Origin of the sequence: Pseudomonas sp. PGPPP4 (genome assembly GCF_002256045.1) — a bacterium.
Lineage (GTDB): Bacteria > Pseudomonadota > Gammaproteobacteria > Pseudomonadales > Pseudomonadaceae > Chryseomonas > Chryseomonas oryzihabitans.
In genome coordinates, this window is sequence record NZ_NKID01000009.1 from 143,626 (window position 1) to 168,233 (window position 24,608).

The following is a 24,608-nucleotide window of genomic DNA, read 5'->3' on the forward strand; positions in this document are numbered from 1 at the left end:
TTGCCACGCTACAGTGCCATCGAGGTCGCGCTAGGAAGCTCTGCGTTAGCTGCCTTAAATGCGCACAGCAAATAAAACTCGAATTAGGATATGCGCATAAGGAATTTCCTTCTTATGCCTTGCCTGCCTAAGGTGAACCCCAGCCAACGCCTTCCAAGAAGGCGTCCCCTTTACTTCGCACGGGATTCACCACCATGAGCGTCCAATTCCTCGGCATGATCGGCCATCGCCTCACTTCGGAGATCATCGCCCCCTCCGGTCCCATCTTCGACAAGGGCTATGTCACCCGCTTCGCCCAGGCCCACGAGCAGGCCGGCTTCGATCGCATCCTGGTGGGCTACTGGTCCGATCAACCCGATGGCTTCCTGGTGACCGCCCTGGCGGGGCAGGCGACGCAGACGCTCAAGTTCCTGCTGGCCCACCGACCCGGTTTCGTCGCCCCGACCCTGGCGGCGCGCAAATTGGCGACCCTCGACCATCTGCTCGACGGCCGCCTCGCGGTACACATCATCAGCGGCGGCAGCGACGGGGAGCAGCGCAAGGACGGCGACTGGCTCGACCACGACCAGCGCTATGCCCGCACCGAGGAATTCCTCGACGTGGTGCGCCAGGAGTGGACCAGCATCCAGCCCTTCGATCACGAGGGCGAGCACTACCGGGTGGCGAACGGCTTCTCCGCGATCAAGCCGCTGCAGCAGCCGAGCCTGCCGGTGTATTTCGGCGGCTCCTCGCCCGCCGCCCTGCGGGTGGCCGGCAAGCACGCCGATGTCTTCGCACTCTGGGGCGAATCCCTGGCCCAGACCCGCGAGACCATCGCCGCGGTCCGCGCCGAGGCGGCGCGCCACGGCCGTACCCCCAGGTTCAATGTCTCCTTCCGGGTGATCCTCGGCGACACCGAGGAGGCCGCCTGGGCCAAGGCCGAGGCCATCCGCCAGCAGGCCAAGGCGCGCCTGGCCGCAGAAGGCGCCGTGCATCCGGCCAAGCCGGAAGCGGTCGGGGCCCAGCGCCTGCGCGATACCGTGGCCCTGGGCGACCGCGTGGATCGCCGGCTCTGGACTGGCATCGCCGCCCTGGTCGGCGGTGGGCACAACTCTACTGCCCTGGTGGGCACCGCCGAGCAGGTGGCCGATGCCCTGCTGGACTACTACGACCTGGGCGTCGACAGCTTCCTGATCCGTGGCTTCGATCCGCTCAACGACGCCGTCGAATACGGCCGCGAGCTGATCCCGCTTACGCGTGAAAAGGTCGCCGCCCGCCTGGCCGGCGCTCGTCGCACCGGCTGAAACTTTCTGATCAACCCACCGCGCGACCGTACCCACGGAGCGCTCCCGATACCCTCGAGGAGACGCCTTCGTGATCAAGGGATTGCTATTCGTCGCCGGCCTGCTGGCCGGCACCTCCGCCAGCCTGGCCCAGGCGGTCACCCTCACCATCGGTGACCAGTTCTACTACAGCAGCACCCTGCTGGAGCAGGCCGGAGAATTGAAAGACTTGCCGTACCAGATCGAGTGGAAGAGATTCAACGCCGGGGGCCCGGTGGTGGAGGCGCTCAACGTCGGCTCCATCGACCTGGGCATCGTCGGCGACACCCCGGTGATCGCCCTGGCCGCCCGCGGTGGACCGGTCAAGGTGGTGGCCGTGACTCGCAACCGCCCGGACGGCACGGCCATCGTGGTCGGCAAGGATTCGCCGATCAAGACGGTGGCGGACCTGGCGGGCAAGCGCGTGGCCATCTGGAAGGGCTCCTGGAGTCAGCAACTGGTCTATTCGGCGCTGGAACAGGCCGGCCTGCCCAGCGACGCCCCGCGCTACAGCTACCTGATGCCCACCGAGGCGGTCGCCGCCCTGAGCCAGGGCACCCTGGACGCCACCGCCACCTGGGAGCCCTACGTCAGCATGGTGGAACGCCAGGGCGGACGGGTGCTGGTCACCGCCAAGGACCTGATGCCGGCGCCGGTCTATGTGGTGGCCAACACCGGGCACCTGGACGAGAACCGCGCCGCCATCGGCGATTTCGTCGCCCGCCTGCAGCGGGCGCGCAGCTGGGCGCGGGACCACGTCGACGTCTATGCCCAGGCCTGGGCCAGGCGCAACAACTCCGATCCGGCCATCGCCGAACGCTGGTTCCGCCGCGATGCCACCTGGGTCGAGCCAATCAGCGCCCAGACCCTCAGCGACGGTCAGAAGACCGCCGACTTCCTGGTCAAGGCCGGGGTGCTGCCACAGCCCTACGACGTCAAGTCGCTCTATGACCAGAGCTTCAACCGCTATCTGCAAGCGCCCCGGGAGGCCAGCCGATGAGTCGCCAACTGCACCTCGCCGGCTTCCTGCTGGCCGGTCCCGTCGTCCATAGCCACGCCGTCTGGCGCCATCCCGAGACCCAGGGCGACTTCCTCGACCCGGACTACTACGTCCGCGCGGCCAAGGCGCTGGAGGAGGGGTTGTTCGACTTTCTGTTCTTCGCCGACCGCCTGGCCGTGGGCGACCAGCTCGGCGGCTCGCGGGAGACCGCGCTACGCCTGGGAGCGCAGGACGCCACCCGACTCGACCCGCTGCCGCTGCTGTCCTACCTGGTGGCCCATACCCGCCACCTCGGCCTGGGTTGCACCCGCTCCACCACCTACTATGAACCGGCCCACGTCGCCCGCGCCTTCGCCACCCTCGATCACCTGTCCCGCGGGCGCGCCGCCTGGAACATCGTCACCTCGATGAACGACAGCGAGGGGCGCTTGTTCGGCAAGGAGCGCCACCTGGAGCACGATCTGCGCTACGACCGCGCCGACGAATTCGTCGAGGTGGCCGTCAAGCTCTGGCGCAGTTGGGGACCCGAGGCGCTGCGCCTGGATCGGGCCGCCGGCGTGCTGGCCGACCCCGCGCAGGTGCGCGCCCTGGATCACCAGGGCGACTGGTTCCGCGTGGAAGGCCCGCTCAATATCCCGCGCAGTCCCCAGGGACGCCCGGTGCTGATCCAGGCCGGCTCCAGTGGTCGCGGCCGGCGCTTCGGCGCGCGCTGGGCCGAGGCCATCTTCACCATCCAGCCCAATCTCGCCGCCATGCGCGCCTTTCGCGACGACGTCCGCCGCCAGGTGCTGGAGCAGGGGCGCTCGCCGGACGGCTGCAAGATCCTCACCTCGGTCATGCCCTTCATCGGCGGCAGCGAAGCCGAGGCGCGCGCCAAGCAGGAAAGACACAACGCCCTGGCGCAACCGGAAGTGGGGCTGATCACCCTCTGCTCCCAGCTCAACATCGACCTGTCGCGCTTCACCCTGGACACCGCCCTGGGCGAGGTGGCCGAGGTCGGCGACCTGCCGCCGGCCGCGGCCGAGAAGCTGCTGGCGCTGGGGCCGCGCACCACCCTGGCGGAACTGGGGCGCAGCTACGCCGCCAGCGTCCGCGTGCCGCAACTGGTGGGTACCGGTGCCCAGATCGCCGACCAGCTGGCCGAGTTGTTCGAAGCTGGCGGCTGCGACGGCTTCGTGATTTCCCCCGGCTATCTGCCGGGTTCCTTCGTCGAATTCAGCGAGAGCGTGGTGCCGCACCTGCAGCGTCGCGGGCTGTTCCGGCGCCAGTACCAGGGCTCGACCCTGAGAGATCACCTGGGCCTCGGCCCCCTGGAGGACTAGATGAGCACGATCAAGGATGCCGAGGACTGGCTGGCGCTGGCCCGCGAGATCGTCGCGGAATTCGCCGCCCGGGTGGTGGCCGACGAGCGCGAGCGCATTCGTCCCGACGCCCAGCTGCAACGACTCAAGGACAGCGGCCTGACCAACCTGGTCATACCCGTGCGGCTCGGGGGTGCCGGCCAGCCCTGGTCGCTGGCCATGCGCGTGCTGCGCGAGATCGCCGCCGGCGACGGCTCGGTGGGCCTGCTCTTCGGCTATCACCTGCTCAATACCGTGAACCTGCGCCGCGAGCCGCAGCCGCGGCGCGATCGGCTGCTGGCGGAAATCGCCGAAGGCCGGCTGTGGCTGGCCGGAGTGGTCAATCCACGCGATGACGACATCCTCGCCACGCCGAGTGCTGACGGCGGCTATCGCCTGACCGGGCGCAAGGGATTCTGCAGCGGCGCCGCCTTTGCCGATCGGCTCACCATCAGCGCCCGCGATCGAGAGAGCGGGGCGCGGCTGATGGTCACCCTGCCGGCGGACCGGCCGGGACTGGCCTATGCCGACGACTGGGACCACTTCGGCGTAGCCCGCAGCGACAGCGGCAGCTTCACCCTCGATGACGTCTGGGCCAGCGCCGAGGAGGTCCAGGTCTGCGACCTGGAAGACGCGGGCGACTTCGCCGCGGTGATCCGCACCCCGGTCAACCAGTCGGCCTTCACCCAGTACTACCTGGGCGCCGCCCAGGGCGCCCTGCGCGAGGCGCGGCGCTATCTCCAGGAAGAAGCCCGGCCCTGGGTGCATTCCCTGGCCGCCACCGCCACCGAGGATCAGTTGGTGTTGAGCCAGGTGGGCGAACTCTGGATCGCCCTGCAGGGCGCCGTGGCCCTGGCCGACGTGGCAGCGCGGCAGGTCGACGCCTTGCTGGAGGCCGATGAGGCCTTCACCGCCGAATTGCGTGGCGAGACGGCCATCGCCGTGGCCAGCGCCAAGGTACTGGCCGCGCGCACCGCTCTGGACGTCACCACCCGGGTGTTCGATGCCCTCGGCGCCCGCGCCACCCACAACCGCCTGGGTCTGGATCGCTTCTGGCGCGACGTGCGCACCCATAGCCTGCATGACCCCCTGGCCTACAAGGTGCTGGAGGTCGGCCGCTATGCGGTCAACGGCCAATATCCCGCGATTCTCGCCTACACCTGACTCAACGTCTGCTGCGCGTCGGCCAACCGGCGTTGAAAAGACCTTGTCTGTCTCAACTCACGAGCCTCTGAACGTCTGATAGGAATTTCCATGCTGCGCAAGACCCTCGCCGGCCTCACCCTCGGGCTGCTGGCCGCTACCCAGGCCCTGGCCACCACCCTGGTGGTGGGCGACCAGAGCTACAACACCCGTACCGTGATGGAAGCCGCGGGCGTCCTGAGCGACCTGCCGTATCAACTGAAATGGAAGCAATTCACCGCCGGCTCGCCGGTGGCCGAGGCGCTCAATGTCGGCAGCCTCGACCTGGGTCTGCTGGGCGATGCGCCGCCGCTGTTCCTCGGTGCCCTGGGCGCACCGATCAGGGTGGTCGGCATCAGCCGCCAGAGCCTGGAGGGGGTGGCGGTGCTGGTGCGCGGCGATTCCAGCATCCACAACCTGGCGGATCTGCAGGGCAAGACGGTGGCCATCTGGAAGGGCTCCTGGAGCCAGCAACTGGCGCTCGCCGCCCTGGACCGGGCGGGTGTGCCGCGCGAGCAGGTGAGCTTCCGCTATCTCAACGCCCTGGACGCCTCCCACGCCCTGGAAGGCGGCTCGGTGGACGCCATCGCCACCTGGGAACCCCATGTCACCCAGGCTCAATGGCATGGCGCCCGGGTGCTCACCACCGCCGAGGGGTTGATCCCGGCGCAGAGCTTCGTGGTCGCCAGCCAAGGGGCGCTGGACGATACAGCCAAGCACCAGGCCATCGCCGATTTTCTCCGGCGACTGCAGCAGGCCCGGACCTGGGCCAATGCCGATCCCGAACACACGGCGCGCTACGCCAGCGCCTGGGCGGAGCGCACCCGTGCCGACGCCGCCATCGCCCAGGCCTGGTTCGGCCGGGCGCGCACCGCTATCGGACCGGTGACCCCTGCGGCCATCACCCAGGCGCAACGCACCGTCGACTTCTTTGCCGGCGAAGGGCTGGTCAAGGGCTATGACGCCAGTCGCCTGTTCTACGACGGCTTTAAGGCAGACTTGGAACCCCCGGCGCAGACCGCGCAACGCTGAGCACGACGCCCGCAGAGACGGCGGTGCGTTATGCTTGGGGCGCATGTCCAGCAGCGGGAAGTCAGACGCCTCCTCATGAAGACCGACGATATCGAAGCCTTTGTCGCGGTGATCCGCAGCGGCTCCCTCAATGCCGCTGCCCTGTCCCTGGGGCTCACCCAGCCGGCCATCACCCGCCGCCTGCAGAGTCTCGAACAGGACCTCGGCGTCGACTTGCTCGACCGCCACACCAAGCCGCTCAAGCCGACCCGCCTGGGGCAGGAGGTCTATGGGCATTGCCGTGCCATCCTGCGCGAGATGGACGCCCTGCGCGAGCGGGTGGCGGGCGATGCGCCGCCCTCCGGGCTGCTGCGCCTGGGCGTGCCCCAGACCCTGGGCGATGCGCTGTTGCTGGAGGCCGTGAAAGACATCCGCACCCGCTACCCGGAGCTGCGCACCCAGGTGGCGACGGGTTGGGGCAGTGTGCTGGTCAACCGTATCGAGCAGGGTGAGCTGGACGGCGCCCTGGTGCTGTTTCCGGCCAACAAGGTATTTCCCGATGGCGTCGAGGCCCGGCCCCTGGGCGCCATGCCCCTGCAGGTGGTCGGTGCCCGTGACCAGGTACCGGGCAGGGCGCAGCGGCTGGCCGACATCCAGGGCCAGGGCTGGGTGCTCAATCCCGACGGCTGCGGTTTTCGCGCCAGTCTGCAACGCACCCTGGCTGAGCAGGGCCAGGCGCTGCGCATCAACCTGGAGACCTACGGCACCGAACTCCAGCTCGGTCTGGTGGCGGACGGCCAGGGGCTGGGCCTCGTCCCCGCGCCGCTGCTGGCCCGCAGCGCCCATCGCGAACGCCTGGCGGCGATCCCGCTGAAAGACTTCAAGCCAGAGATCCAGCTGTGGCTGATCCATCCCCGCTTTCTCGGGGCGTTGCAGGAAGTGGTCGAGGGGTTTGGGCGAGGTGCGCAAGGCTTGCTGGAGGGCTGAGGGCGCTCACTCGATAGCGGAGCCTATGCAGCGAGCGAATATCTGGTCCAATGCACGGTAGTCGCAGTGGACGGCGGCGATGTTGGCAGCTATCCATTCATCGCGCGCCACCGGGGACCAATCGATCTGGTAGCCCGCATTGATGATGAGATGCTCAAACAGCAGGCGCTGGGCACGGCCGTTGCCATCGCGGAAAGGGTGCACCATGTTTAGATCGCCGTAGAGCTCGGCGCTCAGCCCGATCAGGACGTCACGAGATTGCCCTTCGAACCAGTTTTCCGCCTGCAGTTTGGCAAACAGCTTGTTGGCCTCGGGTACCAGCCGATGCACCGTACAGAAGCGGGTGCTGTCCTTTGCAATATCGAGGATGCGCAGTTCGCCAGCCCAGGGGTAAATGTCCTGGAACAGCAGTCGATGCAACTGGCACAGATAGTCAAGGTCGTAGGGCGGTAACTCGAACGTCAACTTGCTGGCCGCGAGGCGAGAAAGATCACGCTCGGCTGCCGCCAGTAGCTCGTCATCCCGGATGTCGAGCAGGTTGCGTAAGGTCGTGGTGCCGGGATAGCAGTACGGATCCTGGCCGGCTCCGTACTTATCGATCATTGCGCCTGGCTCAGACGTTGGTAGTGCGCAAGAAGGGCTTGCTTATCTTGCCCCACGGTTTCCGGGGCGTCGGATTTCAGGTCGAAGCCTTCCAGTTTCAAGCTGGCTGCATAGTTGGCCTGACGCATGCGTACGAAGTAGCGGCGTTTCCTATCCAGATTGGGCTGGGGCATGAGCATACCTCTCACAGGTCACTTCCAAGTTTAGCTGAAAGCCAGTGCGTAATCAGCCAGAACATCTTGGTGGAGCCCGGCTGTTCAAGCCCAGATGGCGCGAACGCTTATGCTGGAAGTGCGAGGTTGCCCCGGTCGCCGCGACCGGGGCGCGTGACCTCAAGCCGCCGGCTTGGCCAGGAACTCCCGCAGCACGTAGTGCAGGATGCCGCCGGCCTTGAAGTAGCTCACCTCGTTGAGCGTGTCGATGCGGCAGAGCACTTCCACGCTTTCGCGGCTGCCGTCCTCGCGGGTGACTTCCAGGGTCAGCGGCATGCGCGGACGCAACTCGACGCCGTCGATGCCCAGCACGGCGATCTTCTCCTTGCCGGTCAGCCCCAGGGACTTGCGGTCCACGCCGTCCTTGAACTGCAGCGGCAGCACGCCCATGCCCACCAGGTTGGATCGGTGGATACGCTCGAAGCTCTCGGCGACCACGGCTTTCACGCCCAGCAGGTTGGTGCCCTTGGCCGCCCAGTCACGGGAGGAGCCGGTGCCGTATTCCTTGCCGGCGATGATCACCAGCGGGGTGTTTTCCAGCTCGTACTTCATGGCCGCGTCGTAGATCGACAGCTTTTCACCGGTGGGCACGTGGAAGGTATTGCCGCCTTCCTCGCCGCCGAGCATCTCGTTCTTGATGCGGATATTGGCGAAGGTGCCTCTCATCATGACTTCGTGGTTGCCGCGGCGTGAACCATAGGAGTTGAAGTCGGCATAGTCCACGCCGTGCTCGGCCAGGTAGCGGCCGGCGGGGCTGTCCTTCTTGATGTTGCCGGCGGGGGAGATGTGGTCGGTGGTGACCGAATCGCCCAGCAGCGCCAGGATGCGAGCGTCGTGGATGTCGGCGATGCGCGGCGGATCGCCGGCGATGCCCTCGAAGAACGGCGGATTCTGGATATAGGTGGAATCGGCGTCCCAGACATAGGTCTCGGCGTCTGGCACCTGGATCGCCTGCCACTTCTCGTCGCCGTCGAACACGGCGCCGTACTGCTTGTGGAACATGGCGGTATCGAGCTTCTGCACGGCGTCGGCCACTTCCTGCTGGGTGGGCCAGACGTCCTTCAGATAGACCGGCTGGCCATCGTTGCCGGTGCCCAGCGGATCCTGGGTCAGATCCACCTTCACGCTACCGGCCAGGGCATAGGCCACCACCAGCGGCGGCGACGCCAGCCAGTTGGTCCGGACCAGCGGATGCACCCGGCCTTCGAAGTTGCGGTTGCCGGACAGCACCGAGGCCACGGTGAGGTCGGCGTCCTGGATGGCTTTCTCGATGGGATCGAGCAGCGGACCGGAGTTGCCGATGCAGGTGGTGCAGCCATAGCCGACCAGGTCGAAGCCGAGGTCGTTGAGATAGGGCGTGAGGCCGGCGGCGTTGTAGTAGTCGGTCACCACCTTGGAGCCGGGGGCGAGGGACGACTTGACCCAGGGCTTGCGCATCAGGCCCTTCTCGGCGGCCTTCTTCGCCAGCAGACCGGCGGCCATCATGACGCTGGGGTTGGAGGTGTTGGTACAGGAGGTGATGGCGGCGATGACCACGGCGCCGTCTTCCAGCTGGAAGGTCTCACCATTCACTTGCACCTCGACGCTGCTGCCGACCTTGGCGGCCTCGGCCTTTTTCGGCGCCAGCGCAGTGAAGTCGCCAAAGGTCTTGGCTACCTCGCCGAGCAGCACGCGATCCTGGGGCCGCTTGGGACCGGCCAGGCTGGACTGGACTTCGCCCATGTCCAGTTCCAGCACATCGGTGAACACTGGCTCGTCGCCGGGATTGCGCCACAGGCCCTGGGCCTGGGTGTAGGCCTCCACCAGTTGTACGGTTTCCTCGGGGCGCCCGGACAGGCGCAGGTAGTCCAGGGTGATCTGATCGACCGGGAAGAAGCCGCAGGTAGCGCCGTATTCCGGGGCCATGTTGCCAATGGTGGCGCGGTCGGCCAGGGGCAGAGTGGCCAGGCCGTCGCCGAAGAATTCGACGAACTTGCCCACCACACCCTTCTTGCGCAGCATCTGGGTCACGGTCAGCACCAGGTCGGTGGCGGTGATGCCCTCGCGCAGCTTGCCGGTCAGCTTGAAGCCCACCACCTCGGGGATCAGCATGGACACCGGCTGGCCGAGCATGGCCGCCTCGGCCTCGATGCCGCCCACGCCCCAGCCCAGTACGCCCAGGCCGTTGATCATGGTGGTGTGGGAGTCGGTACCCACCAGGGTGTCGGGGAAGGCATAGGTGCGGCCGTCCTCGTCCTTGGTCCAGACGCTGCGGCCCAGGTATTCCAGGTTGACCTGGTGGCAGATGCCGGTGCCCGGCGGCACCACGCGGAAGTTGTCGAAGGCGTTCTGGCCCCAGCGCAGGAAGGCGTAGCGCTCGCCATTGCGCTCCATCTCGATCTCGACGTTCTCGTGATAGGCGTTCTCGCTGGCGTAGCGGTCCACCATCACCGAGTGGTCGATCACCAGGTCGACGGGGGAAAGCGGATTGATCCGCTGCGGATCGCCGCCGGCCTTGGCTACGGCTTCGCGCATGGCGGCCAGGTCGACCACCGCCGGTACGCCGGTGAAGTCCTGCATCAGTACACGGGCGGGACGGTACTGAATCTCGCGGTCGGCGGAGCGGGTCTTGGTCCAGTCGGCCAGGGCCTGGAGGTCGTCGCCGGTGACGGTCTGATTGTCTTCCCAGCGCAGCAGGTTCTCCAGCAGCACCTTGAGCGACTTGGGCAGCTGGTCGAGATTGCCCAGGGTCTTGGCCGCATCGGGCAGGCTGTAGTAGTGATAGGTGCGCTCGCCCACCTGCAGGGTCTTGAGGCTGTTGAGGCTGTCCAGGGCTGGCATCAGGGGTCTCCTTATCGACGTTTCGACGGTTGCCCGCTGGCCGTTCGGGCCCCGAAAGGTGAAAGAGAGCCGAACCAGCGCTGGGCGGACTGATTTTTCTAGGTGTAGTACTGGACCGATAGGCGCCGCCGGCGTTCCCCAGTGGGCGCGCTGGGGTATAGTGCGCGCCCTGCGTGACCCCTTGAGGAAGCCCTGTCGTGAATACCCTGTTGCTGCTGTGCCGTACCGGATTCGAAGGCGAGGTCTGCGCCGAGCTCGGCGAACGGGCGGCGCTGCTTGGCGTGGCCGGCTACGCCAAGGGCAAGCCGGGTGCCGCCTATGCCGAATTCGTCTGTGGCGATGCGGCGGACGCGACGCGGCTGATGCAGCAGCTGAGCTTCGCCGAGCTGATCTTTCCACGCCAGTGGTCGCGTGGCGCCTTTCTCAGCCTGCCCGAGCAGGATCGCATCGGGCCGCTGCTGGAGCTGCTGGCCAGCTATCCCGTCTGCGGCAGCCTGGCCCTGGAGATGCCCGACACCAACGACGGCAAGGCGCTCTCCACCTTCTGCAAGAAATTCGAACGCCCCCTGACCCTGGCGCTGCGCAAAGCCGGCCGCCTGGTGGACGATGCCCGGGCGCCACGCCTGCAGCTGACCTTTCTCAGCGGGCGCGAGGTCTTCGTCGGCCTGGTCGAGCCGAACAACGCCGCGCTCTGGCCCATGGGCATCCCACGGCTGAGATTCCCGCGCGAAGCCCCCAGTCGCTCGACCCTCAAGCTGGAAGAGGCCTGGCACCACTTCATTCCCCGTGCCGACTGGGAGACGCGGCTGTCGTCCGACATGCGCGCCGTCGATCTGGGCGCCGCCCCGGGTGGCTGGACCTGGCAACTGGTGGCCCGCGAGATGCTGGTGACGGCGGTGGATAATGGCCCCATGAACGAGGCGCTGATGGACACCGGCCTCGTCGAGCACCTGCAGGTCGACGGCTACGCCTTCGTGCCCAAGCACCCGGTGGACTGGATGGTCTGCGACATCGTCGAGAAGCCCGCGCGCACCGCGGCGCTGATCGAGCGCTGGATCGGCGAGGGGCATTGCCGCGAGGCGGTGGTCAATCTCAAGCTGCCGATGAAGCAGCGCTATCGCGAAGTGGCCGGCATCCTCGAGCGGCTGCACGCGCATTTCGCCGGTCGCGGCCAGCGCGTCACCATCGGCTGCAAGCAGCTCTACCACGACCGCGAGGAAGTGACCTGTCACTTGCGCCGGCTGGATCGGAAACCCTAGGCCGCCGTCAGGCTCTGAATGCAGATCGCTGTAACCGTTCTATCCCTGGAGACCCCATGACCCTCGAAGCCGATGCCACCCTCGACGCCAGCGGGCTGAACTGCCCGGAGCCGGTGATGATGCTGCACAACAAGGTGCGCGACATCGCCCCCGGCGCCCTGCTCAAGGTCATCGCCACCGACCCTTCCACCCAGCGCGACATCCCCAAGTTCTGCGTGTTCCTCGGCCATGAACTGGTGGAAAAGAGCGAAGGGGAAGGGCGTTATCTGTACTGGATTCGCAAGAAGGTGGAGTGAGGCAAAGGCACCGCTCCGCAGCCCGTCGAGTACCTGTAGCAGCGGCGCATCGGCGGACCGCCGTGGCTGCGATAAAGCGGGCTCATCTCGTCACTTCGAGCCAGGGCCTAATCTCTTATCGCGGCCATGGGCCGCTCCTACAGAGGGAGTCAGCCGTAGGTTGGGTTCAGACGGCTTCATCGTCGAAGCCCAACAGGCCGATGCCAAGCGACCCGTAGCGTGGAAAACCGCGCAGCGTTTTCCACTGTATACCCCCGAACCCGTGGACAAGGCTGCGCCGTTGTCCACCCTACGCTCTACGGTCAGGCAACACCCAGGCCTCTGACCACCCCCACCAGATGCTCCCCCAGCCGGCGATGCTGGTCCGCCTCGAAATGCACGCCGTCCACCGGACTCACCTGAATGATCTCGCCCGCATCGACGAAGGCCGCGCCCTGGGCCTCGGCCACCTGGCGATAACGTGCGGCCAACTCGCGGGACTTGGCCGCACCGCCGGCGAAGATCTCGCCGAGAAAGCCCACTTCCTCGATGGGCGCCGGCGCCATGACGATGAGCCTGGGCGTGGCGCCGTCCGGTCCGGCGTTGCAACGCTTGATCTCTTCCAGCAGCACCTGCAGGGCGCTGGCGATGTCCGCCGGGGTCACCGACAGCCGCGCCTTGAGGTCGTTGGTGCCCAGCATCAGCAGCAGGACGTCCACCGGCAGCTGGCTCTCCAGGCAGGGCCGGAGATAGCTCAGGCCATTCTTGTGATGGCCGTCGATGGGATCGTCGTGCACCGTGGTGCGGGCGGGCAGGCCTTCCTCGATCACCCGCCAGTCGGCGCCCAGCCCGCGGGCCAGGACGCCGGGCCAGCGCTCGTCCCAGCCGAAGCGTTCGAGGACGCCGGGCTGGGTCAGGGGGCGGGTGCCGTGGGTGTTGGAGTCGCCATAGCAGAGCAGGGTACGCAAGGGCATGGGAAAGCCTCGTCGGGACAGGTCGTCCTCACCCTAGAAGCTAATCCCGCCGATCGCGAGGGCCGGCGGTCGTGCCAGCGCCGCCGGGTCAGCCCTCGCTCGGCGCCTGGCCGCCCCGCGTCGCCTGATCCAGTGGCGAGCCACCCACCTCGTAACGCACGTTCATGCGCGGCGACGCCAGTTCGATGCCGGCGTCGTCCAGGTAGCGCTTGAGCCTGAGGTTGAAGGCCCGCGACACCTCCCACTGCTTGATCGGCGCGGTCTTGAAGCGGAATCTCAGGATCGCCATGCCGGAATCGAAGCTTTCCACCCCCTGCAGTTCCAGCGGCGACCAGATGTCCCGCCCCATCAGCGGATCCTGGCGCAACGAGCGGCCGACCTCCTGAACCATCTCGATGGCCTTGTCCACCGACAGCGCCTGGGGAATCGGCAGGCGGAAGATGGCGTAGCCGAATTGCCGCGAGTAGTTCTGGATGCTCTTGATCTCGCTGAAGGGGATGGTGTGGACGATGCCGTCTATGTCCCTCAGCCGCACGGTGCGGATGGTCAGGCCCTCGACGGTGCCCAGATGGTTGCCGACGTCGACGTAGTCGCCGATGGCCAGGGAGTCCTCGATGATGATGAACAGCCCGGTGATGAGGTCTGCCACCAGGCTCTGGGCGCCGAAGCCCACCGCCAGGCCGATGACGCCGGCACCGGCCAGCAGCGGGGTGACGTTCACGCCCATGTTGGCCAGGGCGACGATCAGGGCGATGACGAAGATGGTCAGGAACAGCACGTTGCGGATCAGCGGCAACATGGTCTGGGCGCGGGCGTTGTTCGGGCTGACGCGGTGCAGGTTGAGGCCGCGGTGGATGGCGGTGTCGGCCAGGATCCACACCAGCCAGGCCAGCAGCAGGGTGCCACCCAGGCCGAAGAACTTGCTGGCGACCGCATGGCCGTCACCCTGGCTGAATCTGAGCAGCGAGAGATTCCAGGCGCGCAGGGCCAGCTCGATGCCCACCAGCCAGATGGCGATGCCCAGCACCAGCACGAAGAAGGCGCGCAGCCGTTCGGCATAGGCTTCCTGGATGCGGCCGTGCGGCCGCCGGCGCAGCAATCGCGCCCGCACCAGGGCGTTGAGCCCGAGGGCGGCGCCCATGGTCACGGCGAACAGCAGGGCTCGGCGCAGGGCGTCGCTGGTATCGCCGGCGGAGACGAAGGTGGCCACCACCGAGACCGCCACCAGGATCAGCAGCGGCAGGTGCCAGAGCCTGGCGATCAGGTGACGCACGCCCTGCAGGCCGTGCAGCGCCTGGCGCTTGGCCAGCGGCTGGTTGCGGATCAGGTGGGCGATGGGCCGGCGGAATCTCAGGGCGAACTGGGCGGTGAGCAGCGCCGCGCAGATGTTGGCGCCGATGGCGATGACCGCGGCCAGGTGTGGCCCCAGGGTCTCGGCCAGGTGCGGATCGCTGGCGGCGCCGCCCAGGGCCGCCAGGCTGCCGATGATCCACAGCGGGCGGAAGGCGCGGCGGCGCAGGATCAGCAGGGCGCGACTGCGATGGGCGCCGCTGGGCAGCGAGCAGATCACCACCACGGTAGCGGCGAACAGCGGGCCGGTGACGGCGGCATAGGCCAGGGCGACGGCCACCGTCTTGCCCAGCGAATCCGGCAGCCACAGCGACACCACCAGGGTCAGGATGAAGGCCAGCAGCCAGGGCGCCAGCTTGCGCAGGGCGAAACGGACCAGGTCCAGGGTGCGCGGCCTGAGCGGCAACTCCTCGGACAGTCCGAATCTCACCCGCAGGCGATGGCTGATGGTCTTCAGGCCCAGGGCGCAACCGGCCCAGAAGGCCAGGGTGACGACAAAGCCGGAGAGCAGGTTGAGGCGCTGTTCGGGCGCCGGCGCCAGGGCGGCCAGCTCGGCGCCGGCCTGGTCCAGCTGGTATTGCCAGCGTTCGCGCAGGTTGTCGCGTTGCAGCTGCTGCTCGACCACCGTCAGGGTATCGGTGATCAGCCCGATCACGCCCTGGGAGGCGCTGGGCTCGGCCTTGTTCTGCGCCGCCTGCAGCTTCTTGAGATCCGCCAGCAGGCGATTGCGCTGCTGATCGCTCTCCAGGGTCTTGATGACCTGGTCCAGGGACTGGCCGAATTGCGGATCGACCTGGTCCTTCTGGGCGCCCGGCAGTCCGGGCAGGGCGGCCTGAGCCGGGCCGATGAGCAGAAAGCAGAGGCAGAGGAGTTGTAGCAGGCGAAAGATCATCGAAGCCGCACGCTCGCGAAAGAGGGAAACGCCCGTCCCGGTCGGCAGGACCGCCGGCCGGGGCGAGGGCGCCAGTGTACCAAGGGCAGCGCGCTAGGCGCTGTGGATGCGTCGACGGGCGCTGCGGGCCAGCCGCACCGACAGCAGGATGGCCGCGCAGGTCAGGCCCAGCACCAGCCCCTGCCAGAGGCCGGCCGGACCCCGTGGGGCACCGAACCAGTCGCTCAGGCCCAGTGCCCAGCCCACCGGCAGGCCCACGCCCCAGTAGGCCAGCAGGGTGATGATCATGGTCGCGCGGGTGTCCTGGTAACCGCGCAGGGCGCCGGCGGCGGTGACCTGGATGGCATCGGAGAACTGGAAGATGCCGGCGAATACCAGCAGCGAGGCCGCCAGCTGGATCACCGCCAGGTCCTGGGAATAGAGCCCGGCGATCGCCGTGCGCGCGGTCAGCATCAGGGTGCAGGAAACGCAGGCGCAGAGCAGCCCGGCGGCCATGCCGACCCCGGCGGAAAAGCGCGCCTCGCGTGGTTCGCCGCGCCCCAGCGCCTGACCGACCCGCACCGTCACCGCCATGCCCAGCGCCAGGGGCACCATGAACACCAGCCCGGAGAAGTTGAGCGCCACCTGGTGCCCGGCGACCACGGTCGGTCCCAGCTCGCCGATCAGCAGGGCCACCACGGAAAAGATGCTGGATTCGGCGAAAATCGCGATGCCGATGGGCACGCCGATGGCCAGCAGGGCGCGCAGCGTCGGCCCATGGGGCCGCTCGAAGCGGGCGAAAAGGGCGCAGGCGCGATAGCGCTCGGTGCGGATGATCGCCAGCATGGCCAGCAGCATCGCCCACATCACCGTACCCGAGGCGAAGCCGCAGCCGGCGCCGCCCAGCGCCGGCATGCCCAGGTGGCCGTAAATGAAGATCCAGTTCAGCGGCACGTTCAGCGCCAGGCCGGCGAGCCCTACCAGCATCGCCGGGCGGGTACGCCCGAGGCCGTCGCTGAAGCAGCGCAGTACATAGTAGAAGGCGGTGGCGGGCAGGCCCATGGCGATGCCCTTGAGATAGAGCAGGGTCGGCCCGATCAGCTGGGCGTCGACATGCATGGCCACCAGCAGCGGGCGGGCGTTGAGCAGCAGCAGGCTGGCGATGAGGCCACAACCCAGGGCCAGCCATAGCGCCTGGCGCACCAGCGGACCGATCTCCTGGCTGCGGCCGCCGCCGTGGCGCTCGGCTACCTTGGGGGTGGTCGCCAGCAGGATGCCGGTCATCAGCAGGAACACCGGAATCCACACGGAGTTGCCCAGGGCGACGGCGGCGAGGTCGAGCGGGCCGACCCGGCCGGCCATGACGGCGTCGACGAAGCCCATGGCCGAATGGGAGAGCTGGGCGATGACGATGGGCGCGGCCAGGGAGAGCAGGGCGCCGAATTCACGTCTGATGCGGGGCAGGGAGGAGGTCACTTGATCGTTCGGTCAGCTTCGGGGCCGATAGTCTAGTCCTCATGGCCCGGGTGGCAACCCTCGCAGCGACCGTTGCCTGCCGCCGATGGCCTGCTAAAGTGCCGGTCCCCGCCCTTGCGAGTGCCCAGGCATGCACATTCTCGCCGACGAAAACATTCCGCTGCTGGACGCCTTCTTCGGGCCCCACGCCACCCTCGAGCGCCTTCCCGGCCGCGCCTTTGATCGCGCCGCCGTAGGTCGCGCCGATGCGCTGCTGGTGCGCTCCATCACCCGTGTCGACGCCGCGCTGCTGGCCGGGTCCAGGGTCGGCTTCGTCGGCACCTGCACCATAGGCACCGATCACCTGGACCTGGGCTATCTCGACCAGGCCGGCATCCGCTGGAGCAATGCGCCAGGCTGCAATGCCCGCGGCGTGGTGGACTGGGTGCTCGGCGCCCTGCTGGCACTGGCCGATGGTGCCGGCGCCGAGCTGGCCCAGCGCACCTATGGCATCGTCGGCGCCGGTCAGGTCGGTGGCCGCCTGGCCGAGGTGCTGCGCGGATTGGGCTGGACGGTGCTGGTCTGCGATCCGCCCCGCCAGGCCGCGGAGGGGGGGGACTTCCACAGCCTCGACGAATTGCTCGAGCGCTGCGACGTGCTCTGTCTGCATACCCCGCTGATCCGGGACGGCGAGCAGCGCACCTTGCACCTGTTCGATGCCACTCGCCTGGCCAGCCTGCGCCCGGGGACCTGGCTGCTCAATGCCTGCCGGGGCGAGGTGGTCGATAACGCCGCGCTGCGGACGCATCTGGCCGGTGGCGCCGAGCTCAGGGTGGCGCTGGATGTCTGGGAAGGCGAGCCGGGCATCGATCCTGAACTGGCCCGCCTGTGCCAGCTGGTGACGCCTCATATCGCCGGCCATAGCCTGGAAGGCAAATGGCGCGGCACGGCGCAGATCTACGAGGCCTTCTGCGCCTGGAGCGGGGAGACACCGCGGCTGAATCTGGGCGATCTGTTGCCGCCTCAGCAGCTGGAGCGCCTGGTGTTCAGCGGGGATACGCCCGAGGCGACTGTCTTCAGGCGGGTCTGCCGCGCGGTCTATGATCCGCGTGACGACGATGCGGCGCTACGCGCGACCCTCGGCTTGCCGGCCGTGGCGCGCGCCCAGGCGTTCGACGCCCTGCGCAAGGGCTATCCCATGCGTCGGGAGATTCCGGGGCTGGTGCTCGAAGGGGCGGGCGTGGCTCGACTGGCGAGGGCCCTGGGCTGCAGCTGGCGACATGGCGACGGCTCCGAAAGCGGCGGTGTCGCTTAGGACCGAGGCGAGGGGCAAGCGTTCAGGCGGGGTGGCGGCCTCCCGCCAGCCGGCCCAAACGGCCGAATGACGGGAGCCCAGGGCGCGGGAGCCGCATGGCTCCCCCGGACTCAGTGGTATTCGCAGAGGTAGGCGGTGTCTTCCGCGACCTTGAGCTGGAACTTGGCATTGGCCGGCACGGTGAACTGGCTACCTGCGGCGAAGGTTTCCCAGGTCTCGCTGCCCGGCAGCTTGACGGTCAGGGCGCCGGCCACTACGTGCATGACTTCCAGCTGGCTGGTGCCGAATTCGTATTCGCCGGGGGCCATGACGCCCAGGGTGGCGGGCTTGGACTTGAGGCTGAAGGCGATGGATTTGACGGTGCCGTCGAAGTATTCGTTGACCTTGAACATCGGATTTCCTTGTGCGAAAGCGGTTGGGACCGTCGGCGAGTATGCCCAAGGCCGAGGCTCACTGTCACCGCTCCAGACGAGGCTAGCGCGCGAAGGCCGGCAGGCTGGCGGGCAACAGCTTGGCGGTGTTGCGCGCGTCGGTCTCGGCGCGGTGCAGCACCCCGGTAAAGGCCAGACCCGCCGATTCCAGGGCGGCGGTGAGTCCCAGCGGACGCGCTAGGCCACGCGCCTTGGCGAAGGCCTGCTTGAGATTGCGATGCGGCACCCGGGCCAGGTGGGTATGCAGGTCGTGCTCGCGCCAGGCGCGTTCCAGCAGGCGGCGGTCGAAATCGCCCCAGCTGCACCAGCCGGCGAGGGTGGTCTCGTAGGCGCCCAGCCAGGCCTCGAACGCCGGCCAGGTACCTTCCAGCGGCTCGGCGCCGTCGACGTCGGCCTGGCTGATATGGGTGAGGTCGCGGCAGAAGGGCGTCAGCAGCGGCAGCCGCCGGGGCTGGACGAAACTCTGATAGCGACCGAGCTCCTGGCCCTCGGCGTCCACCATCACCGCACCGATCTCGATGATTTCCATCAACTCCAGGGGCCAGCCGCCTTCGTCGGTGGTCGCTTCCAGGTCCAGCACCAGCCAATGCTTCATCGTCACGCCCTCGGGGAGCCGCCTCGATCGTCGCAGATAAGACGGTGGAAAGGCCGCGGGGTTGCGTGGCGAGGTGCGAATGAATGTTACATTCATGACTCGATAGCGACATCTGGTCACGATTTGCTTGTGAGGCCCCGGCCTTGCTCTTAAGCTTGAAACCTCTTTCTCTGCGAGTTTCACCCATGGAGTGCCGTCCGGGTTGTGGCGCCTGTTGCATCGCGCCGTCGATCTCTTCACCGCTGCCACGCATGCCCCAGGGCAAGCCCTCCGGCGTGCGCTGCGCCCACCTGGACAGCACCAACCGCTGCGACCTGTTCGGCTCGCCGTTGCGCCCGGCGGTGTGCGGCGGCTTCCAGGCCGAGCTGGCGTTCTGCGGCACCAGCAGCGCCGAAGCCATGGCCATCCTGCTGCGCCTCGAAGGTGAAACCGCCGCCTGATCCGGTTTTGAATTGCGCTCTCCGACAACCACAACAACAAGGGACGTCCCATGCACAAGCCGCTTCGCTCCATCCTCGCCCTGACCCTGCTCGCAGCCACCGGCCTGGCCCAGGCCGAGGACTGGCAACTCGCCAAGCAGGAAGACGGCATCCAGGTCTATACCCGTGCGGTCGCCGGCTCCAAGTACAAGGCCTACCGCGGCGTGGTCCAGATCAAGGCCGATCCGGCCACCATCGCCAAGCTGCAGGACGACCCCGTGGGTTCCTGCAAGTGGATCTTCCGCTGCCAGTCGCTACAGGTGCTCAAGCGCCAGGACAACCAGGCCTGGACCTACATGCGCATCGACATGCCCTGGCCGGTGACCGCCCGTGACGTGGTGCTGCACATCACCGAGCAGAAGACCCCCGATGGCGGCTTTACCCGTACCCTTGAAGGCCAGCCGGACTATCGTCCCGCCGCCGACGGCTACGTACGGGTCGCCAGCTTCCAGGGTCAGTGGCGCGTGGTGCCGAAGAATGGCGGTTCGGAAGTGACCTACGAGGCCCAGAGCGAGCCGGGTGGCAGCGTGCCGTCCTGGCTGGCCAACAGCTTCGTGGTGGATGCCCCGCTCAACACCCTGAAGGGCCTGCGCCAGGCCGCGCAGCGCTGATCGACCGCCCTAGGGCAACGGCCTGGCCACTGGCGCCAGGCCTGTTCAATACCTCCCCTGCGCCAAGCCGTGGCGGTCCACCCGCATTCCTGGGTAGGCGTTTTAATACCACCCCTATGGTTTTGAGGCGTGAAGGGCGAACCCCTCTGCCTCGACGGTGGTAATCAGCGAGCAGGGGCGGTGGCCGTCTGGCTGCGTCTCTTGCGACGCCAGCCGTCCACCAGCCGGAAGGCCAGCAGTGCGGCGCCGATGGCGGCGTAGATCGCCCACTCTTCCAGGTCCGAACGCACGATCCAGAGGTAGTGCAGCAGCCCCAGGCCCAGCACCAGGTAGGCGAGCCGATGCAGCTCCTTCCAGCGCTTGCCCAGGCGGCGCATGGCCGGGCGATTGGAGGTGACGGCCAGGGCCAGCAGGATCAGCAGGGCCGCGGCCCCGACGATGATGTAGGGTCGGCGCTGCAACTCCACGCCCAGCTGCGACAGGTCGAAGCCCAGTACGAAAGCCAGGTAGCCGAGGAAGTGCAGCAGGGCATAGGTGAAGGTCCACAGCCCGAGCTGGCGGCGGATCACCGGCCAGAGCTTCCAGCGGGTGAGGCGCGACAGCGGGGTCAGACTCAGGGTCAGTAACAGCAGCACCAGGGCGCCAGTGCCCAGCTTGTCCACCAGGGCCTTGCCCGGGTCCGGGCCGAGGGCGAAGATCCAGGCCTGGTACAGCCACCACAGCGGCGGGCAGAGCGCGGCGACGAACACCGCCACCCGCCAGAGCAGTACACCCATCAATAGTTTCTCCGCAGATCCATGCCGCTGTAGAGCGAAGCCACTTCCTCGCCATAGCCGTTGAACATCAGGGTCGGTCGCACATTGGGGCTGAACAGGCCGCTGGGCAGGCGCCGTTCGCGGGCCTGGCTCCAGCGCGGGTGATCCACTTCCGGATTGACGTTGGCATAGAAGCCGTATTCGTTGGGCGCCATGCCCTGCCAGGTGGTGCGTGGCTGCTCTTCCACCAGGCTGATGCGGACGATGGACTTGATGCCCTTGAAGCCGTACTTCCAGGGCACGATCAGGCGCAGGGGCGCCCCGTTCTGGTTGGGCAGCACCCGCCCGTACATGCCCACCGTCATCAGCGTCAGCGGATGCATGGCTTCATCCAGGCGCAGGCCTTCCACATAGGGCCAGTCCAGCAGGGCAAAGCTGGAATTCATGCCGGGCATGTGCTGCGGATCCTTGAGTGTCTCGAACCTCACGTAGCGCGCCTTGCCGGTGGGCTCGACGCGCTTGAGCAGGCTGGCCAGCGGGAAGCCCAGCCAGGGGATGACCATGGACCAGGCCTCGACGCACCTCATGCGGTAGATGCGCTCTTCCAGGGTATCCGGGCCGAAGAGGTCTTCCAGGCCGTAGGTGCCGGGCTTGCCCACCTCGCCATCGACCACCACGCTCCAGGGCTGGGTCGGCAACTGCGCGGCATGGGCCGCGGGATCGCTCTTGTCCGGGCCGAATTCATAGAAGTTGTTGTAGTGGGTGGCGTCCTTGAAGGGGGTGATGTCCTCGCCCTTGACCGTGGCCGCCTGCCAGCGGGTATCCGGCAGCTTGCGTTCGAACCAGTCCGGGCCCTTGGCGGCTTCGACGTCGCCGTAGCTGGACGCGGCGGCCAGCGCCCAGCCGGGCAGGGCGGCGCCAGCGAGCAGGGCGCCGCTGGCACCGAGCAGCTGGCGCCGGGACAGGTAGACGGCTTCGGGGGTGATCTCCGACCCACGACAGGCAGAGCGTGGAACGATCTTGATCGGCATGACGGACCTCGACGGGGAGCGCGCAGGAGCGCGGCTGGCTAACAGCGTGAGACATCCCGGTCGTGAAAAGCTTCCCGGGTCAACGATAGCCTGCCGTCCCGGTCCGGCGGAAGGCCGTTGCGCGCCTGTCAGCCGGCCGTTCAGGTCGCTGCCAGGCAGGCGCGGGACCCCGTGCCATACTGCGGCGACCTCTCGCCCTCAGGAGTCCCCGATGAAGAAGCTGATCAATAGCCCCACCACGGTGGTTCGCGAACTGCTCGAAGGTCTCGTCAGCCTGGATCCCGGTCTGGCCCTGCTGGCCGAAGAGCAGGTCATCCTGCGCCAGCCCCTGGCCGCAGCGGGCGAACGCCCGGTGGCGGTGATTTCTGGCGGCGGCAGCGGCCACGAACCGGCCCATGCCGGCTATGTCGGCGAGGGCATGCTGACTGCGGCGGTGGCGGGAGACGTCTTCACCTCGCCGAGCGTGGATGCCGTGCTGGCCGCGATCCGGGCCGCGGCCGGTCCTGCCGGCGCCCTGCTGGTGGTCAAGAACTACACCGGCGACCGCCTCAACTTCGGCCTGGCCGCCGAACTGGCGCGCAGCGAAGGCATTCCGGTCGAGACGGTGCTGGTGGCGGACGACGCGGCCCTGCGGCACACCGTGGCGCCGGAAAGGCGCCGGGGCATCGCGGGCACCGTGCTGATCCACAAACTGGCGGGCGCGGCGGCCGCCGCCGGACGTCCCCTGGGCGAGGTGGCCGCCCTGGCTCGCGCCGCGAGCGCCGGGTTGCGCAGCATGGGCGTGGCCCTGGGCGCCTGTACGGTGCCGGCGGTGGGGCATCCGGGTTTCCAGCTGGCGGACGACGAGGTGGAATGGGGCCTCGGCATCCATGGCGAGCAGGGCGTCGAGCGCGGCCCCCGGCTGGGCGCCGACGCCACCGTGGCGCGGCTGCTGGATACCCTCATCGAAGACGGCAGCTATCTAGAGGGCACGCGCCTGGCGCTGCTGGTCAATGGCCTGGGCGCGACGCCGCCGCTGGAACTCGCCCTGGTGGCGCGGGCGGCAGTGAGTCAGCTGCGCCAGCGCGGTCTGGTGGTGGAGCGCGCCTGGACCGGTACCTTCCTCAGCGCCCTGGACATGCCCGGCTGTTCGCTGTCGCTGCTGCCGGTGGATGAAGCGCGCCTGGCGCTGCTCGATGCGCCGACTCAGGCGCGGGCCTGGCCGGGTGACGGCCGGGTCCCGGCGGCGCCCACCCTGTTGCCCGCACCCGTGGCGGCAGCCGAAACGATCCCTCGCACCCCCGGTCCCCTGGCCGCGCGGCTGCAGGCGGCGGCAGATGCCGTCATCGCCAGCCTGCTGGCCAACGAAGCCCGCCTCACCGATCTGGACAGTCGCGCCGGCGATGGCGACCTGGGTACCAGCCTGGCCCGGGGCGCCGAAGCCATGCGCGCCTTGCCGGCCAGCGCCTGGTACACCCCGGCCAGCGCCCTGGCCGCCACTGGTCAGGCGCTGCGCCGGGCCATTGGCGGGAGCTCCGGACCCTTCTACGCCTGCGCTCTGGTCCGCGCCGCCCAGGTGCTGGACGGGGTGGCGCAACCCACGCTGGCCCAATGGGCCCAGGCCCTGGATGGCGGCGTCCAGGCCCTGGCCGAACTGGGTGGCGCCCAGCCAGGCCAGCGCACCATGCTCGATGCCTTGCGCCCGGCCGCGGATGCCCTGCTGGCCGGTGCCCAGGCGGGTACCAGCCCGGCGCAGGCCTTTGCCGCGGCCCTCGCCGCCGCCCGCGAGGGCGCCGAGGCCACCGCCGGGATGCTGCCGGCCCAGGGCCGCGCCAGCTACCTGGGCGAGCGCGCCCGCGGCATTCCGGATGGCGGCGCCGTGGCGGTGGTCTGCTGGCTGGAAGCCCTGGAACCCGTGATCACCCGCTAGGCCGAGCCAGGGCCCTGACTAGTCCTGCGGCGTCCGGGCCAGCCATGGCGGCAACCAAGGGAGAGCAGGGCGCCGAGAAAGGCCAGGGCCATGTCCTTTTGTGCATCCCAGGGATCGCCCTGGGCGCCGACGAAGGCCTCCCCGGCATCTTTTGCCAGCAGGTCGGCGCCCAGCCACTCCATCAGTTCGTAGCCGGCCGAAGAGGCCAGCACGAATTCCAGGGCCACATAGGCGCTCCGCCAGCCGCGCAGACCGCTCAGGCCCTGGACCACCTCGCGAACGGGGCGCGCCAGCAGCAGGCCATAGGCGAAATGCACCAGCCGGTCGTAGTGATTGCGCTTCAGGCCCAGCGCCTCGTCCAGGCGAACGCCGGTCAGGGCCTGCCAGGCCTCGTCGTAGGGCACCCGGGAATAGGTGTAGTGGGCGCCGACCTGGTGCAGCACCAGAAAGCCGCAGAGTTGCAGACTGGCGCTGGCCGACAGCTGCAAGCGCCGCTGCACCAGGGCGACGCTCACCAGCGCAGCGACCACCAGCAGCTGCTCGATCATCCAGGTCAGGCGATCGACGGGTGCCCAGCCAAGCGTCAGGGTCAGTAGCGCCAGCATCAGCAGCAGGGCAACTTGCAGGCGAGAGCAGCGGGTGATGTTCAAACAGCAGCGCCTTGTGCTTAAAGCGGAGCACCGCGACGGTGATCCCTGCAGCATGGACCGGTCTTCGCGCGTTGCCGTTCGAGCGCAGCGGCCCGGTATCGGCGCGGCCTCGCTGTCAAAACCGCAAGCGCAACGGAGGCACCGGCGCCGCTTGCCGGCGGTCCCACGGGCAGGTCTGTCCGTTATCTTGGA

General features: G+C 68.1%; 23 protein-coding genes. 12 read left to right on the forward strand and 11 right to left on the reverse strand.

Annotated elements, in window-relative coordinates; all coding sequences use genetic code 11:
* Nucleotides 1–194: 194 nt before the first annotated feature.
* The 6 genes from CFE50_RS16875 to CFE50_RS16900 all read left to right on the forward strand — a co-directional run bounded on the left by CFE50_RS16875 (nt 195) and on the right by CFE50_RS16900 (nt 6,821).
* A complete protein-coding gene (locus CFE50_RS16875) occupies nt 195–1,283 on the forward strand; it encodes an LLM class flavin-dependent oxidoreductase (RefSeq protein ID WP_286735143.1) in 1,089 nt (362 codons plus the stop codon).
* A 70-nt stretch (nt 1,284–1,353) separates the two neighbouring features.
* Nucleotides 1,354–2,301, forward strand: coding sequence for an ABC transporter substrate-binding protein (locus CFE50_RS16880; RefSeq protein WP_286735146.1), 948 nt, complete (start codon nt 1,354–1,356; stop codon nt 2,299–2,301).
* Nucleotides 2,298–3,623 (forward strand): LLM class flavin-dependent oxidoreductase, encoded by a 1,326-nt coding sequence (locus tag CFE50_RS16885; protein ID WP_286735149.1) that lies wholly within the window; start codon nt 2,298–2,300, stop codon nt 3,621–3,623. The genes CFE50_RS16880 and CFE50_RS16885 overlap by 4 nt, the downstream gene beginning before the upstream one ends.
* Nucleotides 3,624–4,805, forward strand: a complete 1,182-nt coding sequence (locus CFE50_RS16890) for an acyl-CoA dehydrogenase family protein (protein ID WP_286735152.1) — start codon at nt 3,624–3,626, stop codon at nt 4,803–4,805. It abuts the gene before it with no gap.
* An 84-nt stretch (nt 4,806–4,889) separates the two neighbouring features.
* A complete protein-coding gene (locus CFE50_RS16895) occupies nt 4,890–5,855 on the forward strand; it encodes an ABC transporter substrate-binding protein (protein WP_502694710.1) in 966 nt (321 codons plus the stop codon).
* A gap of 75 nt (nt 5,856–5,930) precedes the next feature.
* Nucleotides 5,931–6,821: a LysR family transcriptional regulator gene (locus CFE50_RS16900; RefSeq protein WP_286735158.1), complete on the forward strand. Its 891-nt coding sequence runs from the start codon at nt 5,931–5,933 to the stop codon at nt 6,819–6,821.
* Between the two features lie 6 nt (nt 6,822–6,827).
* Here CFE50_RS16900 and CFE50_RS16905 read toward each other — a convergent pair whose 3' ends face one another.
* From CFE50_RS16905 to acnA, 3 genes are all read right to left on the reverse strand, one after another.
* Nucleotides 6,828–7,424 (reverse strand): Fic/DOC family protein, encoded by a 597-nt coding sequence (locus tag CFE50_RS16905; protein ID WP_286735161.1) that lies wholly within the window; start codon nt 7,422–7,424, stop codon nt 6,828–6,830.
* Nucleotides 7,421–7,597, reverse strand: a complete 177-nt coding sequence (locus CFE50_RS16910; RefSeq protein WP_286735164.1) for a YhfG family protein — start codon at nt 7,595–7,597, stop codon at nt 7,421–7,423. The genes CFE50_RS16905 and CFE50_RS16910 overlap by 4 nt, the downstream gene beginning before the upstream one ends.
* Nucleotides 7,598–7,756: 159 nt before the next feature.
* Nucleotides 7,757–10,456, reverse strand: coding sequence for an aconitate hydratase AcnA (acnA, locus tag CFE50_RS16915; protein WP_286735167.1), 2,700 nt, complete (start codon nt 10,454–10,456; stop codon nt 7,757–7,759).
* Nucleotides 10,457–10,653: 197 nt separating this feature from the next.
* On the opposite strand from acnA, the gene rlmM reads away from it, so the two are divergent.
* Complete coding sequence (gene rlmM, locus CFE50_RS16920; RefSeq protein WP_286735169.1) at nt 10,654–11,715, forward strand: 23S rRNA (cytidine(2498)-2'-O)-methyltransferase RlmM; 1,062 nt, start codon at nt 10,654–10,656, stop codon at nt 11,713–11,715.
* A gap of 56 nt (nt 11,716–11,771) precedes the next feature.
* Nucleotides 11,772–12,011 (forward strand): sulfurtransferase TusA, encoded by a 240-nt coding sequence (tusA, locus tag CFE50_RS16925; RefSeq protein ID WP_027597771.1) that lies wholly within the window; start codon nt 11,772–11,774, stop codon nt 12,009–12,011.
* A gap of 302 nt (nt 12,012–12,313) precedes the next feature.
* Here the strand turns inward: tusA and CFE50_RS16930 are convergent, their stop codons facing one another.
* The 3 genes from CFE50_RS16930 to CFE50_RS16940 all read right to left on the reverse strand — a co-directional run bounded on the left by CFE50_RS16930 (nt 12,314) and on the right by CFE50_RS16940 (nt 16,661).
* Nucleotides 12,314–12,964: an SGNH/GDSL hydrolase family protein gene (locus CFE50_RS16930; protein ID WP_286735174.1), complete on the reverse strand. Its 651-nt coding sequence runs from the start codon at nt 12,962–12,964 to the stop codon at nt 12,314–12,316.
* Nucleotides 12,965–13,052: 88 nt separating this feature from the next.
* Complete coding sequence (locus CFE50_RS16935; RefSeq protein WP_042136369.1) at nt 13,053–15,206, reverse strand: mechanosensitive ion channel family protein; 2,154 nt, start codon at nt 15,204–15,206, stop codon at nt 13,053–13,055.
* Nucleotides 15,207–15,299: 93 nt separating this feature from the next.
* Entirely contained in the window at nt 15,300–16,661 is a 1,362-nt protein-coding gene (locus tag CFE50_RS16940) for an MATE family efflux transporter (protein ID WP_044342320.1), read from the reverse strand.
* A 130-nt stretch (nt 16,662–16,791) separates the two neighbouring features.
* Between CFE50_RS16940 and pdxB the strand changes: the two genes are divergently transcribed.
* A complete protein-coding gene (pdxB, locus tag CFE50_RS16945) occupies nt 16,792–17,955 on the forward strand; it encodes a 4-phosphoerythronate dehydrogenase PdxB (RefSeq protein WP_278388551.1) in 1,164 nt (387 codons plus the stop codon).
* Between the two features lie 110 nt (nt 17,956–18,065).
* On the opposite strand, the gene ppnP is transcribed toward pdxB, so the two are convergent.
* Complete coding sequence (gene ppnP / locus CFE50_RS16950; protein ID WP_027597776.1) at nt 18,066–18,347, reverse strand: pyrimidine/purine nucleoside phosphorylase; 282 nt, start codon at nt 18,345–18,347, stop codon at nt 18,066–18,068.
* Between the two features lie 82 nt (nt 18,348–18,429).
* Nucleotides 18,430–18,981, reverse strand: a complete 552-nt coding sequence (locus CFE50_RS16955; RefSeq protein ID WP_027601166.1) for a 3'-5' exonuclease — start codon at nt 18,979–18,981, stop codon at nt 18,430–18,432.
* Between the two features lie 185 nt (nt 18,982–19,166).
* Here CFE50_RS16955 and CFE50_RS16960 point away from each other — a divergent pair, with 185 nt between their 5' ends.
* Together CFE50_RS16960 and CFE50_RS16965 are read left to right on the forward strand one after the other, a co-directional pair.
* Nucleotides 19,167–19,421 (forward strand): YkgJ family cysteine cluster protein, encoded by a 255-nt coding sequence (locus CFE50_RS16960; RefSeq protein WP_027597778.1) that lies wholly within the window; start codon nt 19,167–19,169, stop codon nt 19,419–19,421.
* 50 nt (nt 19,422–19,471) lie between these two features.
* Entirely contained in the window at nt 19,472–20,071 is a 600-nt protein-coding gene (locus tag CFE50_RS16965; protein ID WP_007162268.1) for an START domain-containing protein, read from the forward strand.
* Between the two features lie 164 nt (nt 20,072–20,235).
* On the opposite strand, the gene msrQ is transcribed toward CFE50_RS16965, so the two are convergent.
* Both msrQ and msrP read right to left on the reverse strand, forming a co-directional pair.
* Nucleotides 20,236–20,847 carry a protein-methionine-sulfoxide reductase heme-binding subunit MsrQ gene (gene msrQ, locus CFE50_RS16970; RefSeq protein ID WP_286735184.1) on the reverse strand — a complete coding sequence of 204 codons (612 nt, stop codon included), beginning with the start codon at nt 20,845–20,847 and terminating at the stop codon, nt 20,236–20,238.
* Entirely contained in the window at nt 20,847–21,857 is a 1,011-nt protein-coding gene (msrP, locus tag CFE50_RS16975) for a protein-methionine-sulfoxide reductase catalytic subunit MsrP (protein WP_144946547.1), read from the reverse strand. Before msrP ends, msrQ begins: the two co-directional genes overlap by 1 nt.
* A gap of 211 nt (nt 21,858–22,068) precedes the next feature.
* Between msrP and CFE50_RS16980 the strand changes: the two genes are divergently transcribed.
* Nucleotides 22,069–23,766, forward strand: a complete 1,698-nt coding sequence (locus tag CFE50_RS16980) for a dihydroxyacetone kinase family protein (RefSeq protein ID WP_286735189.1) — start codon at nt 22,069–22,071, stop codon at nt 23,764–23,766.
* On the opposite strand, the gene CFE50_RS16985 is transcribed toward CFE50_RS16980, so the two are convergent.
* Nucleotides 23,763–24,416 (reverse strand): DUF2238 domain-containing protein, encoded by a 654-nt coding sequence (locus CFE50_RS16985; protein ID WP_286735190.1) that lies wholly within the window; start codon nt 24,414–24,416, stop codon nt 23,763–23,765. The two genes, CFE50_RS16980 and CFE50_RS16985, sit on opposite strands and share 4 nt — an antisense overlap.
* Between the last annotated feature and the right edge of the window lie 192 nt (nt 24,417–24,608).

Bases quoted from the DNA above. Each gene is read 5' to 3' on its own strand.
- CFE50_RS16875 (WP_286735143.1), top strand. From the start codon at position 195: ATGAGCGTCCAATTCCTCGGCATGATCGGCCATCGCCTCACTTCGGAG.
- CFE50_RS16885 (WP_286735149.1), top strand. From the start codon at position 2,298: ATGAGTCGCCAACTGCACCTCGCCGGCTTCCTGCTGGCCGGTCCCGTC.
- CFE50_RS16890 (WP_286735152.1), top strand. From the start codon at position 3,624: ATGAGCACGATCAAGGATGCCGAGGACTGGCTGGCGCTGGCCCGCGAG.
- CFE50_RS16900 (WP_286735158.1), top strand. From the start codon at position 5,931: ATGAAGACCGACGATATCGAAGCCTTTGTCGCGGTGATCCGCAGCGGC.
- CFE50_RS16905 (WP_286735161.1), bottom strand. From the start codon at position 7,424: ATGATCGATAAGTACGGAGCCGGCCAGGATCCGTACTGCTATCCCGGC.
- CFE50_RS16910 (WP_286735164.1), bottom strand. From the start codon at position 7,597: ATGCCCCAGCCCAATCTGGATAGGAAACGCCGCTACTTCGTACGCATG.
- acnA (WP_286735167.1), bottom strand. From the start codon at position 10,456: ATGCCAGCCCTGGACAGCCTCAACAGCCTCAAGACCCTGCAGGTGGGC.
- tusA (WP_027597771.1), top strand. From the start codon at position 11,772: ATGACCCTCGAAGCCGATGCCACCCTCGACGCCAGCGGGCTGAACTGC.
- CFE50_RS16930 (WP_286735174.1), bottom strand. From the start codon at position 12,964: ATGCCCTTGCGTACCCTGCTCTGCTATGGCGACTCCAACACCCACGGC.
- CFE50_RS16935 (WP_042136369.1), bottom strand. From the start codon at position 15,206: ATGATCTTTCGCCTGCTACAACTCCTCTGCCTCTGCTTTCTGCTCATC.
- pdxB (WP_278388551.1), top strand. From the start codon at position 16,792: ATGCACATTCTCGCCGACGAAAACATTCCGCTGCTGGACGCCTTCTTC.
- ppnP (WP_027597776.1), bottom strand. From the start codon at position 18,347: ATGTTCAAGGTCAACGAATACTTCGACGGCACCGTCAAATCCATCGCC.
- CFE50_RS16955 (WP_027601166.1), bottom strand. From the start codon at position 18,981: ATGAAGCATTGGCTGGTGCTGGACCTGGAAGCGACCACCGACGAAGGC.
- CFE50_RS16960 (WP_027597778.1), top strand. From the start codon at position 19,167: ATGGAGTGCCGTCCGGGTTGTGGCGCCTGTTGCATCGCGCCGTCGATC.
- CFE50_RS16965 (WP_007162268.1), top strand. From the start codon at position 19,472: ATGCACAAGCCGCTTCGCTCCATCCTCGCCCTGACCCTGCTCGCAGCC.
- msrQ (WP_286735184.1), bottom strand. From the start codon at position 20,847: ATGGGTGTACTGCTCTGGCGGGTGGCGGTGTTCGTCGCCGCGCTCTGC.
- msrP (WP_144946547.1), bottom strand. From the start codon at position 21,857: ATGCCGATCAAGATCGTTCCACGCTCTGCCTGTCGTGGGTCGGAGATC.
- CFE50_RS16980 (WP_286735189.1), top strand. From the start codon at position 22,069: ATGAAGAAGCTGATCAATAGCCCCACCACGGTGGTTCGCGAACTGCTC.